The organism is Flavobacterium sp. KBS0721 (genome assembly GCF_002007065.3).
Lineage (GTDB): Bacteria > Bacteroidota > Bacteroidia > Flavobacteriales > Flavobacteriaceae > Flavobacterium > Flavobacterium piscis.
The window spans coordinates 1,990,093-2,004,398 of sequence record NZ_CP042170.1 but is presented as its reverse complement, the minus strand read 5'-3'; the positions used below and the strand labels follow the sequence as shown (position 1 = coordinate 2,004,398).

Genomic DNA, 14,306 nt, shown 5'->3' with positions numbered 1-14,306 from the left:
CGAATTTATAATATTTTAAAGGAATATCGAAGTGGATCAAAAATTAAAATATTTTAAGATTTTTTTATATTAAGATATTAGATTTTTCTATAGATTTGTTCATAATTAAAACAAAGATTCTAAAGATGAAAAAAATAATTTTATTCGCTATGTTAGCTGTAGTTGGAATTACTGCTTCTAACGCTCAAGCTAAAAAAACAACAGCTAAAGCTGCTAAGGTTGCTAAGGTTGAAGGAGCCGGAATGGCTTTCGAAACAGAAACTATTGACTACGGAACTATCGCTCACAATGCTGACGGGAAACGTGAATTTGTTTTTGTAAACAACGGAACTAAACCATTAATCATTACAAATACACAAGGATCTTGTGGTTGTACTGTACCAACAACTCCAAAAGAGCCAATCGCTCCGGGTGCTAAAGGTATTATTGGTGTAAAATATGCTACTGACAGAGTAGGTACTTTTACTAAAACTGTAACTGTAACTTCTAATGCTGAAGGACAACCAACAAAAGTACTTACTATTAAAGGTACAGTTTTACCAGATCCGGTTAAAAGCTAATCTGAAAAACAAAATAAAATAATTCGAAAAAGCTTCCTTATCTTTGGAAGCTTTTTTTATGACCTGAATACAACACAAATGAGAAAACTCGAAAATAGCGAACTGGACAGAAAATCGATTGAAGATTTTAAAAAATCAGACAAAACTCCTCTTATAATAGTACTGGACGACATTCGCAGCCTACACAACATTGGATCTGTATTTAGAACTTCTGATGCGTTTTTAGTCGAAAAAATAATTCTGTGCGGTATTACAGCAACTCCTCCCAATAAAGAAATTCATAAAACTGCTCTTGGCGCTACCGAAACTGTGGCTTGGGAACATCATGAAAATGTTTTGGAAGTTATTGAAAATCTTAAAAAAGAGAACGTAATAACAATGGCTATTGAACAGGTTGAAAGTTCTGTTTTTCTTCAGGATTTTAAAGTGAAGCAAAATCAAAAATATGCTCTTGTTTTTGGAAATGAAGTTTATGGCGTAGCACAGGAAGCAGTTGCAATTTGTGATGGCTGTATCGAGATTCCTCAACTAGGAACAAAACACTCCTTAAACATTGCGGTAAGCGCAGGAATTGTGGTTTGGGATTTATTTCAAAAATTAAATTGGCCAAGCACTATTTAATAACAGAATTTCCTTTCATAAAATGTTATTTTTAAAGAAGATTTAAGGTTTAAATGTTAGATATTTAAATATATTTTTTTGTTATTATAAAATTGATACTTTTATAAAATGAAAAGTATCAATTTCTTAAAAATAATCATAATATTTTCTGTATTAAGCTTTAAACAGTCTTATTCAATTGAAAAAATTAGATCTTTAGACAGATGCCTAATTAAGATAACGAATGACACTCTTAAGCCAAACAAAAAAAAGAGCTCATTAGGTCTTGCTATCGTTCCTCCGTCAATTAAAGCTGCCGGAGATCAATTTTACTGTCCACAAACTACTACTAATGTTGTAACCAGCATTATCATTACTCATGATCCCTTAGAACCGGGAACTGAAGCCGGATATATCCAGGTCTCTTCAGGTTATTCCAGTGGTTTCGATCAATTAGCTCTTTCAAACGCTGCAGCACATCCTTCAATCACTACAAGTTGGGATGCTACTGCCGGAAAATTAAAAATATCAAGCGCAACAGGCGGTAATGTTTTATATACTGATTTAGAAGAAGCTATCAAAGATGTGGTATTCTCCAATTCTTCGGCTGCCGCTTCCGGAACCAAAACTTTTTCTATCACGATTGGTAACGCCAATTATCTTCCATCGACTCAACATTACTATTTATTTGTTCCCAGCATTGGTATTTCCTGGACCGCAGCAAAAACTGCTGCCGAAAACAGTAATTATTACGGATTACAAGGTTATCTCGCCACTATTTTATCTGCTGATGAAGCTAAATTAATTGGTGAACAAGCTTCAGGAACCGGATGGATTGGTGGAAGCGACTCAGAAACTGAAGGTGTATGGAAATGGGTTACAGGACCTGAAGAAGGCACTGTCTTCTGGAATGGAGCAGTAAATGGCTCTACTCCAAATTTTGCTTTCTGGAATACTGGCGAACCTAATAATCAGGGAGATGAAGACTATGCCCATATTACCCAACCCGGAGTTGGAATAAGAGGATCATGGAATGATTTATCAAATATGGGAGATACAAACGGTAATTACCAGCCCAAAGGTTATGTAGTAGAATATGGCGGAATGCCTGGCGAATTACCGTTAGAAATTGCTGCGAGTACCAAAATTACAATTCCCGTTGCAACACCTGCCGCAAATCCGAGTCCTGTGTGTGATTCCGGGAGTTTTACATTTAGCGCTACAGCAACAGCTGGCTCAACAATTAGTTGGTACGACGAAGCAGTTGGCGGCACTTTACTGGGAACAGGAAACACTTACACCACTCCAACTCTAAATACCACAACAACTTATTATGTTGATGCCGGTTGTGAATCAAACAGAAAATCAGTTGTTGCTACTGTAAATACAACACCTTCAACCCCAGTTGCAGCATCTTCAACAGTTTATAATTGCGGATCTGGAAGCGTAACTCTCGAAGCCAATTCAAATATGGGTACTATCAGTTGGTTTACATCTTCTGTTGGAGGAAATAGTGTTTATGCAGGAAATAGTTTTACAACACCGATCATTTCGAACAATATTATTTATTACGCACAGGCCTCAAATGGCACTTGCATTAATACTGATCGTACAGCTGTAAACATTGTCATCTATACGCCTCCTGTTGTCACTGACGAAACTTTACCTTTATGTCAATTTCAGGCTATAACACTTGACGCAGGAATTTCGGGAATGACTTATGTATGGAATACCGGTGCAACATCGCCCACTATTGATGTTACTACAGGCGGAACTTACACCGTAGACGTTACAAGTCCTGCTCCCGAAAATTGCACGAGCAGAAAAACAATAGTAGTCGAAGAACATCAAATTCCGCAAATAGATCGAATTGATGTAAACGGAACTACAGCTGTAATTTATCTTAAAAAAGAAGCCGATTATTTTGAATTTTCTGTTGATGGAATAAGCTTTCAGGATTCGAATACCTTTTTTGATGTTCCCGGAGGATTACAAACAGCTTATGTTAGAGAAAAAAGCGGTTGCGGACAAATTACCCAAGAATTTGTTGTACTTGTGTTCCCTCCTTTTTTTACTCCAAACAATGATTCTTATAATGACGTATGGCAAGTAACCGGAATGGAAAATTATCCGCAGGCACAAGTCACCATTTTTGATCGCTACGGAAAATTAATTGCACAGCTTAGCGCTTCTAAAATGAGTTGGGACGGAACTTTTAACAAAATGCCTCTTCCCGCTTCTGATTATTGGTATGCGTTAAAAATTGACAACACGCATCCTGTTTTCAAAGGTCATTTTTCTTTGAAGAGATAATTTTGTTAATTAGAAAATTTGTCAATTAGAAAATGAGATAATTAAAAATACGCTATTAGAATTATTCTCTAATTAATTTATTTTTTTCTGAATTTCATCTAATATAAAAAGATAGTCTTCGTGCTTTTTTACAAAATCACGATCTGAAACATCGATAATAAGGACATTGAGATCTTTTTGAGATTTAATATAATCCAGGTAACCATTATTAATTTTATCCAAATATTCTGCTTCAATATTCTGTTCGTATGTTCTACCGCGTTTTTTAATATTCTGAAGCAATCGTTCTGAATTCTGATACAGATAAACATACAAATCGGGTTTTGGCATTTCCTTATAAATAATATCGAATAAGTTTCGATACAAACGATATTCATCTTCTGCCAGGGTAATTTTGGCAAAAATCAAAGATTTAAAAATATGATAATCGGCTACTATGAAATCTTTAAATAAATCAAACTGCGCCAAATCATCTGATAATTGCTGATAACGATCTGCAAGAAAAGACATTTCCAATGGAAAAGCATATCTATTTTGATCTTTATAAAATTTAGGTAAAAAAGGATTATCAGCAAAACGCTCTAAGACTGTTTTGGCATTAAAATCTTCGGCAATTTTTTGAACCAAAGTCGTTTTTCCTGCTCCAATATTTCCTTCAAAAGCAATATAATTAAAGGTTTCTAAGGCTATTTCGCGTAGAGGATTTTTTAAATCCTGAACTACTGTACAAACACTGTCATCTGGTGAAATGGCAATTAATTCTGAAACCGATTTTTGAAAAACAGGATGTTTCCAGTCTAATTTTAAATCCTGAACCGGCAACAAAACAAAATTTCTGTTCTGCATTAAAGGATGCGGAATTTTCAGTTTTTCAGAATCAATAATTTCATCATCAAAAGCAATTAAATCAATATCGATAATTCGGGATTGATATCCTTCCTGATTCGATCGGATTCGCCCTAAATGTTTTTCGACTTTTAAAACCTGATTTAGTATTTTTTGTGCTGATGAAGTAGTATGTAAAAGGAGAGCACAGTTATAAAAAGCATCGCTTTCAAAACCCCATGCCGGAGTTTCGTATAGTTTTGAAACCCTGATTACAGTTCCTACTTCCTGATGTATCAAATCGATACAACTTTCGATGTTTGCTAACCTGTTTCCCTGATTACTCCCTATAGATAAAACGACTTGATGCTGTGACTTCATAATAAATGCAAATTAACTAAAACTATTTTAGAATTACCTATATTATTTAAATCAAGAATTAGAAGTTTCGAACTGTTTCTGATTTTTTATTTCTTATAACTTCCTAAAAAATTGCTGATATGATACAAAATATCCTATCTTTAATTGAGATAGTTAAAAATGTAAAAAGTACAACTATTTGATCAAATCGTATATTCGAAATAATTTGTTTTTAGAGTACATTTGTAACAAACCAGCCTTTTTCGCTACTTATTAAAAAAAATATACTTATGAAGTTTTTAGGAAATGTAATTGCCACAGTTGTCGGTATTTTTGTATTTATTATGTTCTTCTTTTTTGGAATAATTCTTATTGGAGCTATTTTTGGAGGAGACGACACTGTTTCTGTCAAAAGTGATTCTGTTATAGAATTAAATTTAAAACAAATTCAAAACGATTATGCCGGAAAATACAAAGATCCGTGGGTAACTGTTTTCTCTGATAAAAAAGGAGTTGGTTTAACTGATGTTATCAATGCGATCGAAGCAGCAAAAACAGATGATAATATTAAAGGAATTTCAATACTTAATGATGAATCTTCTTTAGGATTAGCTCAATATAAAGATTTAAGAAACGCACTTGAAAGTTTCAAAAAATCAGGAAAATTTGTTTGGGCGTATGCCAATACTTATTCGCAAAAAGAATATTATTTAAACTCTGTCGCCAATACAGTTTATATTAATCCTGCAGGTGATTTAGATTTTAAAGGACTTTCGTCTGAAGTAATGTTCTTTAAAGATTTCCAGGATAAATCAGGCATTCATATGGAAGTGATTCGTCACGGAAAATACAAAAGTGCTGTTGAACCGTTTTTAGAAAATAAAATGAGTGATGCCAACAGAGAACAAGTTACGGCACTTTTAAATTCGATCTGGACAACGGTTTCTACCGATATTGCAAAAAGCAGAAACATTCCGCTTGATAAATTGAATGAAATTGCAAACGGTTTATTGGCCAGAACTCCCGAAATGGCAAAAGCGCAGCATTTAGTAGATATTGTCGCTTACGAAGATGTGTACCATAATGCCATTAAAAAAGCCCTAAAAGTAACCGGCGATGACGATTATAATAAAATCTCGATTTTAGATTATACTCAAAATAATGTTACAACTGCTTTAACGAATACAGCAACAGATCAAATTGCGATTATTTACGCTCAAGGCGAAATACAAAGCGGCGAAGGAGATGTTACAGTAATTGGCGAAGGCTCTATGCGTCGTTCTTTACAAGAAGCCCGTAAAAATGAAGATGTAAAAGCAATCGTGCTTAGAATTGACAGTCCTGGAGGAAACGCTTTAACTTCTGACCTGATCTGGAGAGAAATTGAAATTACCAAAAAAGTAAAACCTGTCGTGGTTTCTATGGGAAATTATGCGGCTTCAGGAGGATATTACATTGCTTGTAATGCCAATACTATTTTTGCCGAAAGCAATACTATTACCGGTTCTATTGGTGTTTTTGGAATTTTACCAAATTTCAGCCCTTTAGCCAATAAATTAGGAATTAATACTGAGCAGGTAAAAACACACGAAAACTCGGCTAATTATAGTCCGTTTGTGCCTGTTGACGAAAAATTCAAAGCTTTTACTTTAGAAGGTGTTGAACACATTTACAACACTTTTGTAACTCATGTTGCCGAAGGCAGAAAAATGACTTTTGCTCAGGTTGATGCCATTGCACAAGGAAGAGTCTGGTCAGGATCTGAGGCTTTAAAAATTGGTTTGGTGGATAAAATTGGAGGTTTGAATGATGCTATTGTCGAAGCTGCAAAAATTGCCAAAGTAAAATCATACAGTACACAAAACTATCCTGAATACGAGAAAACATTCAATGATATTCTTTCAGGTTTGCCTTTTGCACAATCGAAAGAAGCTTTTATAAAAGAAGAAATTGGTGAAGAGAATTATATGCTTATCGAACAGGTAAAAAGACTTCAGAAACAAAAAGGAGTTCAGGCAATGCTTCCTTTTGGATTAAATATTAAATAATTACATTTTGTAAAATGAAAAAATTATTTGCTCTTGCTGCTTTTTTATTCTTGGGTTTTGTAAATGCTCAGGATAAAAAAGAACTTACGTTTAAAGAATCTCCGTTAATATTAAAAATTAATATCGATCAGATTTTTGGTACGCTGACCACTCCGGATCTCACAACGAAATATCCGGTGGCGTTAATCATTTCGGGTTCAGGACCAACAGACCGAAACGGAAATAATCCGATGATGAAAAACAATTCGCTAAAAATGCTGGCAGAAGCTCTGGCAAAAAAAGGGATTGCATCAGTACGATACGATAAAAGAGGAATTGGCGAAAGCAAAGCTTCAGCAGTTACAGAACAAACTTTGGTATTCGAAAATTATACTGAAGATGCCAAAAGCTGGATAAATCTATTAAAACAAGACAGACGTTTTTCTGAAGTAATTGTTATCGGGCACAGCGAAGGTTCTTTGATAGGAATGATTGCCGGAGCAAAAGCAAACAAATTTATTTCTATTGCCGGTCCGGGAGAATCTGCTGATAAATTGATTAAAGCGCAAATTGCTTCTAAATCGAACAAACAATTAGAAGAAATGACTTTTCCTATTATTGATAGTTTAAAAAGCGGACATTATGCACAAAAAATTGACCCAATGCTGAATTCTCTTTTTAGACCAAGTATTCAGCCTTATTTAATTTCCTGGTTTAAATATAATCCACAGGCAGAGATTAAAGCTTTAAAGGTTCCCGTTTTAATTTTGCAAGGAAACAAGGATTTACAAGTTACAGTAAAAGACGCTGAACTTTTATCGCAAGCCAATACAAATGCCGAACTTTTGATTGTAGACAAAATGAATCACATCATGAAAACTATCGAAGGTGACACTCAGGCAAATATGGAAAGTTATAATAATGAAAGCTTACCAATCTCAGAAATCATGACCAACAAGATTATTTCTTTCATTAAAAAATAATCAAAATCATAAAATCATTAAAAATCCGTTTGAACTTATATTCAAACGGATTTTTTATTTTTTAATAAAATAAAAATATTCCTACTTTTTGTAAAAACTTTAGCTTTGATCTCAATCAAAAAAAACTATTTTTGTACGAGCTCATTTTATGAATTTAAACTCTCAAATCTATTAATATGTTAAAGAAAATTTTAAAAATCACAGCCATAGTTCTCGTGGTGATTGTAGCCGCATTATTTGCCATTCCGTATTTCTTTAAAGATCAAATAAAAGCTAAAATTGCTGATGCTATCAACGAAAGTGTTGATGCTAAAGTAAGTTTTGTCGATGCTGATTTAAGTTTGTTTAAAAACTTCCCAAACGCAACTGTAGGGATCGAAAAACTAGTCATTATCAACAAAGCTCCTTTTGAAGGTGACACATTGGTTTCGTTAGGCGAACTGAATTTAAAAATGAGCATTAAAGAACTTTTTAAAGGAAAAGATGAACCTTTGAATATTCAGGGAATAAGCTCTACCAATGGTTTAATCAATATTATTTTTAATAAAGACGGTCTTGGTAACTTTGATATTGCCTTAAAAGATAAAAAAGAAACAAAAACAGACGAAGCAAGCAAACCGCTTTCTTTAAAAATCCAAAATTATAAAATCGAGAATTTTACTTTTAGATATATCGATCAGGGTTCTAAAATAAAAATGGTAATTGATAGTCTGAACCATGAGGGAACCGGAGATTTTACCAATTCTAAATTAGATTTGACAACAAAATCTACTGCCAACGTGTCTTTGGATATGGATAAAATGAATTACATGAAAAATGTAAAACTGACTTTAGATGCTGTTCTTGGAATTGATCTAGAACAAAGTAAATATACTTTTAAAGAAAATAAAGCTTTAATCAACCAATTGCCATTAGAATTTGACGGATTTATCCAGATGGTTGAGAAAGGTCAGGTTTATGATTTAAAGTTTAAAACGCCAACGTCATCGTTTACGAATTTCTTAGGATTAATTCCTTCGGCGTATGCTTCAAGCTTAGATGGTGTAAAAACAACCGGAGATTTTACCGTTGTTGGTTTTGCAAAAGGAGAACTTACAGATACTACTGTTCCCAAATTCAACATTGCAATTGCTTCTAATAATGCTTCTTTTCAATATCCTAACTTACCAAAATCAGTTCAGAATATTGTAATCGACACAAAAATCATCAATGAAACCGGGATTCTAAATGATACTTATATAAACCTAGACAAACTTTCTTTTAGAATTGATCAGGATGTTTTTAATGCTAAAGCCAATATCAAAAACATAACCGTCAATCCGTTTGTAGATGCGGCTTTAAAAGGAACTATCAATTTAGCCAATCTTTCGAAAGCGTATCCAATTAAGATGGACAAACCTCTTGCGGGTATTTTGAAAGCTGATGTAACGACACAATTTGATATGGCATCTGTAGAAAAAAGTCAATATCAAAACATTAAAAATGCAGGAACGATGAGTTTGTCAGGATTTAAATATACTGACGAAAACAATAAATCGATGAACATTAGTACGGCTTTAGTTGAGTTTAACCCTAGTACAATTAACCTGAAAAAATTTGATGCTACAACCGGAAAAAGTGATTTGAGCATTAATGGAGTTTTAGAAAATTTCTATGGTTTTATGTTTAAGAAACAAGAACTAAGAGGAAACTTCAACATGAGTTCGAACCAGTTAGCTGTTGACGATTTTATGACTGCCGGTGAACCTGCTAAAACGGGAACTGCAACTGGAAAAGAAGGAGAAACAAAAGCAACACCGGCAAAACCTGCTGATGCAATGAAGATTCCTGCTTTCCTGAATTGCACCATAAATGCAAAAGCAAACACCGTTTTGTATGACAATTTAAAACTAACTGCTGTTTCAGGAAAACTGATTGTAAAGGATGAAAAAGCAACTTTAGAAAACTTTAAAACTTCTATTTTTGGAGGAACAATTGGTCTTACAGGAACGGTTTCTACAAAAGCAAAAGTACCTACTTTTGATATGAATTTAGGTTTTAATCAGGTGGATATTGCGCAGACTTTTACACAACTGGACATGATGAAAAAGATTGCTCCAATTGCCGGAATCATTAACGGAAAATTAAATTCGACTATTAAATTAAACGGTAATCTTGATGCCAACGAACTTACTCCGGATTTAAAATCAATTTCAGGAGATTTAATCGGGCAATTGCTTTCGACAACTGTGAATGCTAAAAATTCAACGGTATTAAATGCCTTAACTTCAAATATCAAATTTCTTGATATGAGTAAGGTGAATTTAAACGATATTAAAGCTGCGGTAACTTTTGAAAATGGAAAAGTAAATATAAAACCATTTGATATTAAATATCAGGACATCAAAGTAACTGTTGGCGGAACTCATGGTTTTGACCAAACGATGAATTACAACTTAAAGTTAGATGTACCGGCAAAATATTTAGGAACCGAAGCCAACGCCTTTATTGCTAAAATGTCTCCGGCAGATGCTGCAAAATTGCAAAACATTCCGATAAACGCTTTGATTACAGGTAATTTTTCTAACCCGAAAGTTTCTACAGACATGAAAACGGCTGTTACAAGTTTAACCACTCAACTGGTAAACCAACAAAAAGAAAAACTGACTCAAAAAGGTACTTCGGCTCTTACTGACCTGATCAATAAGAATACAAAAGCAAAAGATACTACACAGGCTGCAAAAACAGAAAAAGAGCAAAAAACACAAGAAGCTACAAAAAAAGCGAGCGACTTAATCAATGGTTTATTTAAGAAAAAATAAAACAAAAATTTACACAAAAAAAGAGGCATCCATTACTGAACTGCCCCCAAAAAGTTAGACACTATTTGGGGGCATTTTTATGGAAAGAAAAGTCAAGTACAATTGTGAATTTAAACTTCGTTGTGTAGAAGAAGTTTTGAAAAGACATAATTCGGTTAAAGGCACAGCTAGAGCAAACAAGATAGCTGAAAGCAACCTTACGTGCTGGATTAGCCGCTATAATGAATTTGGAATTGAAGGTCTTTTTCCAAGGCAAAAAAATAAAGTTTATACTGCAGACTTTAAATTAAAAGTGATACAAACCATTGAAAATAAGTCTTTATCTTTGGATGAAGCCTGCTTGATTTTCAAAATTCCAGCGCAGTCAACCATAATAAGCTGGCAAAGAAAATATGCAAAAGATGATTTGGCAGGTTTAGAACTTAAATCACGTGGTAGACCAGCAGTTATGAATTTTAAGAGAAAGCAACGAAAAACAGACAAACCTCTAACCAGGGAAGAGGAACTCTTAAAGGAGTTAGAGTACCTGCGCGCTGAGAATGAAATTCTAAAAAAGTTCAACGCCTTAGTTCAAGCCGAGCAAGCCAATCAAAACAAAAAGCTCAAACCATAATGGAATTAAGGCATAAGTATGATTTAGATCTTTTACTAAATTGTATGAACATGGTTAGAAGTACGTATTATTATTATGAAAAGAAAGGTCAGGCAATCGATAAATATCAAGAGATAAAAGATTTAATTAAACAGATTTACAATTATCATAAAGGTAGATTAGGATATAGACGTATTACTCTATTAATCAAAAAAGAGGGGATTTTAATTAATCACAAAACAGTGCTTCGATTGATGAAATTTTTAGGATTAAAAAGTTTAATCAGAATCAAGAAGTACAGATCGTATAAAGGAGAGCAGGGAAAGATAGCTCCTAATCTACTACAGCGCAATTTTAAAGCTGATAGACCTAACCAGAAATGGGCAACCGATGTGACTGAATTTAATGTTTCTGGCAATAAATTGTACTTATCGCCGATAATTGATCTGTTTAATGGAGAGATAATTAGCTATGAATTATCACAAAGACCAGTGTTTAATCAAGTTTTAAATATGCTTGAAAAAGCATTTAAAAAAATACCCGATAATACTAATCTGACTCTGCATTCTGACCAAGGCTGGCAGTATCAAATGAAACAATACCACCATTTATTAAAGAAAAAAGGAATTAAACAAAGTATGTCCAGAAAAGGTAATTGTCTTGATAATGCGATAATTGAAAACTTCTTTGGAATATTAAAATCAGAGTTGTTTTATCTTAAAAAATACACTTCCATTAATCAATTGAAACAAGAGATTGTTGAGTATATAAATTATTATAATAATGACAGAATTAAACTTAATCTAAAAGGAATGAGCCCGATACAATATCGAGCTCATTATTATAAAACTTAATTATTAATTTGTCTAAACTTTTGGGTGCAGTCTATACAACGGATGCCTCTTTTTTTTATACTATATTTTATTAAATCGCTTTTGAATAACTATTTATTTTTCCATTATTCAAAATGGAATTGATGACTTTTAGATAATCCTTTTTAGTATATAATTTGACATCTATACCGATACTTGAATTGTCGTAAGGTTCGTATTTTTCCATTTTTGAAATAGAAAACAACCCTATTGTTGGAGTTTGTACAGCACTTGCCAAATGCATAATACCGCTGTCGGCACCAATAAATAAATCGGCGTTGGCAATGACAGCTCCTATTTCGCGAATATCCTTACTATAAAATGTAGGTGCTTTAAAAGCAATTTGCGAAACATTTTCTACAGGCAGGATTTCGATAATATTATAATTTTTATATTCTTCTTTAAGCTGTGAGTAAAATTTTCCCCACCACTCCTCAGACAAACATTTTTCGCCTGTTGCGTATGTAAAAATGCAGATTGTTTTTTTATCGTTATGGAATAAGTCATTTAAAATTCTTTTGCCTTCGGTCATTTCAAAAGAAGATAACTTAAGATCTAAAGGAGCTATTATTTTATTGCTTTTTGGAAAACGCAGCTGGGTGAGATAATTTCGAAAATTATAAACAGGATATTTGGCAATATGCTCATAATCGCTTTTTACAAATTGGGTTTCTTCATTAGAATCTCCAAAAAATTTATACTTGGCGTTTGAAAACTGAACGGCTAAACGTCCCGAAGAAGAGTTTTGATCTACATTAATTGCGATATCATAATTTTGCTTTTTTATTGAAATCCAGACATTCAGATATTTCAATAAACTTTTGAAAGGCTTTCTGGGTAAGTCAATTATTTTACCAATATTATCATAATTTTCAAAAATAATTGGAGCTAACGTTCCCTTAACAAACAAATCGACTTTACAATTTGGAAATATTTCTGTGACTTCCTGAACGAGAGGTGTGATCAATAATAAGTTTCCTAATCTTCCGTTTGGTCTGCAGATTAAGATTTTTTTTATGTCATTTTTATCAACTAAAATAATATCTCCTTGTGATCTTGCTTTTCCAATATTCTTAGTAAGATTGCGCATTAAGCCGCGTCTAAAAACATTTATTTTATTGAGAATAGCCATCTTGTAAATAATTTAGGAGTTATTAAATTTTCATTTAAATTTTAAAAAAAACAGAGTGTTTAAACTAGTTTAAAACTAGTCTCTTTTATTTTTTAAAATTAAATTCTTTCAATAAGCAATTATTACAAAATTGTAAGCAAATGTATCAACATTCACATATCCAACTAGTTGAAAGCAATTTAAAACTACTAAAAATATTTCTTAATCAAATAAATACTAGACAGTTAGTCAAAAAAAACAGACGAATAACCAATAATGCTAGACGTTTATTGTGACTACGTACCCTTCTGAACTGCGAACATTAAAAACAGTTCCATTTTCAAAAATTAAATACTGCCCTTTAATCCCTATTAATTTTCCCTGAAACGATGGATTTTTATCCAAATTTAAACTGGCTACTTTTGCAGGATAATTGAGAACCGGATAATGCAATTCATACAGATCATTTTTTTGGGAATAAAAATACTCTTTAGCCTCATCAGGAATTAAGCTTTCTACTTTTACTTTTTCGGCAAGAAGATCAAAAATTCCCCCTGTATTCTGAAGCATCTTTCTCCAATTGGTTTTATCCGTATAATGATCTTTTAATGCGACCTCTGTAATTCCGGCTAAATATCTGTTTGGAACCTCAACAATTGCGACTGCCTGTGTTGCGCCCTGATCGATCCAACGGGTCGGAACCTGGGTTTTACGGGTTACTCCCACTTTTACTTCACTTGCCAACGCCAGATAAACAACGTGAGGCTGTAATTGTACTTTTTGTTCATACTCCAGATCACGATCTGCAATCCCCAGATGGGCAGTACTTAATTCCGGCCTCATAATCCAGTCACCAACTGCAGGACTGGAGTAAAAGCAATCGTAGCAAAAACCCTGACGGAATATTTTTTTCTTTTTATGACAATTCAAACATTCATAACCTGCAAAATTAATCTCAATCTCTTTATTCAAAAGTTGATTCATATGTAGAAAACTATCTTCGAAAACCAAATAATATTGTATTGGGTTACCTAATTCAGTTTGCATTTTTGTAAGTACTCCTTGATATGTCATAAGAATTTTAGATTGTAGATTTCAGATATTAGATTTGCTCTGTATTATGAACTTTTATTTTGTTAAAATTCCAATTATCAATTGGAATCTTTCCTTTTATAGAACTGTTTTTTTACAAAAAAACACTATTTTTGATACAACGGCAAAGTTAGTATTTGTCGATCGATATTCAAATTTTATATTTTTTG

At 33.1% G+C, this 14,306-nt stretch carries 11 protein-coding genes; 8 read left to right on the top strand and 3 right to left on the bottom strand.

All coding sequences use genetic code 11. From position 1 onward, the window contains the following. Nucleotides 1–125: 125 nt before the first annotated feature. The 3 genes from B0M43_RS08785 (at nt 126) to B0M43_RS08775 (ending at nt 3,473) form a co-directional block, all read left to right on the top strand. A complete protein-coding gene (locus B0M43_RS08785) occupies nt 126–560 on the top strand; it encodes a DUF1573 domain-containing protein (protein ID WP_065452097.1) in 435 nt (144 codons plus the stop codon). A 78-nt stretch (nt 561–638) separates the two neighbouring features. Beyond that, entirely contained in the window at nt 639–1,181 is a 543-nt protein-coding gene (locus B0M43_RS08780) for an RNA methyltransferase (protein WP_065452096.1), read from the top strand. A gap of 108 nt (nt 1,182–1,289) precedes the next feature. Continuing rightward, complete coding sequence (locus B0M43_RS08775; protein ID WP_078008649.1) at nt 1,290–3,473, top strand: T9SS type B sorting domain-containing protein; 2,184 nt, start codon at nt 1,290–1,292, stop codon at nt 3,471–3,473. A 72-nt stretch (nt 3,474–3,545) separates the two neighbouring features. On the opposite strand, the gene folK is transcribed toward B0M43_RS08775, so the two are convergent. Further along, nucleotides 3,546–4,679: a 2-amino-4-hydroxy-6-hydroxymethyldihydropteridine diphosphokinase gene (gene folK, locus B0M43_RS08770; protein ID WP_078008650.1), complete on the bottom strand. Its 1,134-nt coding sequence runs from the start codon at nt 4,677–4,679 to the stop codon at nt 3,546–3,548. A 269-nt stretch (nt 4,680–4,948) separates the two neighbouring features. On the opposite strand from folK, the gene sppA reads away from it, so the two are divergent. The 5 genes from sppA (at nt 4,949) to B0M43_RS08745 (ending at nt 11,915) form a co-directional block, all read left to right on the top strand. Continuing rightward, a complete protein-coding gene (sppA, locus tag B0M43_RS08765) occupies nt 4,949–6,706 on the top strand; it encodes a signal peptide peptidase SppA (RefSeq protein ID WP_078008651.1) in 1,758 nt (585 codons plus the stop codon). A gap of 14 nt (nt 6,707–6,720) precedes the next feature. Further along, a complete protein-coding gene (locus tag B0M43_RS08760; protein WP_078008652.1) occupies nt 6,721–7,668 on the top strand; it encodes an alpha/beta hydrolase in 948 nt (315 codons plus the stop codon). Between the two features lie 176 nt (nt 7,669–7,844). Then, nucleotides 7,845–10,469: an AsmA family protein gene (locus B0M43_RS08755; RefSeq protein WP_078008653.1), complete on the top strand. Its 2,625-nt coding sequence runs from the start codon at nt 7,845–7,847 to the stop codon at nt 10,467–10,469. 79 nt (nt 10,470–10,548) lie between these two features. Continuing rightward, a complete protein-coding gene (locus B0M43_RS08750; RefSeq protein ID WP_078005728.1) occupies nt 10,549–11,082 on the top strand; it encodes a helix-turn-helix domain-containing protein in 534 nt (177 codons plus the stop codon). Further along, entirely contained in the window at nt 11,082–11,915 is an 834-nt protein-coding gene (locus tag B0M43_RS08745; protein WP_078005729.1) for an IS3 family transposase, read from the top strand. Before B0M43_RS08750 ends, B0M43_RS08745 begins: the two co-directional genes overlap by 1 nt. Nucleotides 11,916–11,985: 70 nt before the next feature. Here the strand turns inward: B0M43_RS08745 and B0M43_RS08740 are convergent, their stop codons facing one another. Both B0M43_RS08740 and B0M43_RS08735 read right to left on the bottom strand, forming a co-directional pair. Then, on the bottom strand, nt 11,986–13,065 hold the full coding sequence (locus B0M43_RS08740) for a glycosyltransferase family 9 protein (protein ID WP_078008654.1): 1,080 nt from the start codon (nt 13,063–13,065) through the stop codon (nt 11,986–11,988). Nucleotides 13,066–13,323: 258 nt separating this feature from the next. After that, on the bottom strand, nt 13,324–14,118 hold the full coding sequence (locus B0M43_RS08735) for a DUF2797 domain-containing protein (RefSeq protein ID WP_065452089.1): 795 nt from the start codon (nt 14,116–14,118) through the stop codon (nt 13,324–13,326). Between the last annotated feature and the right edge of the window lie 188 nt (nt 14,119–14,306).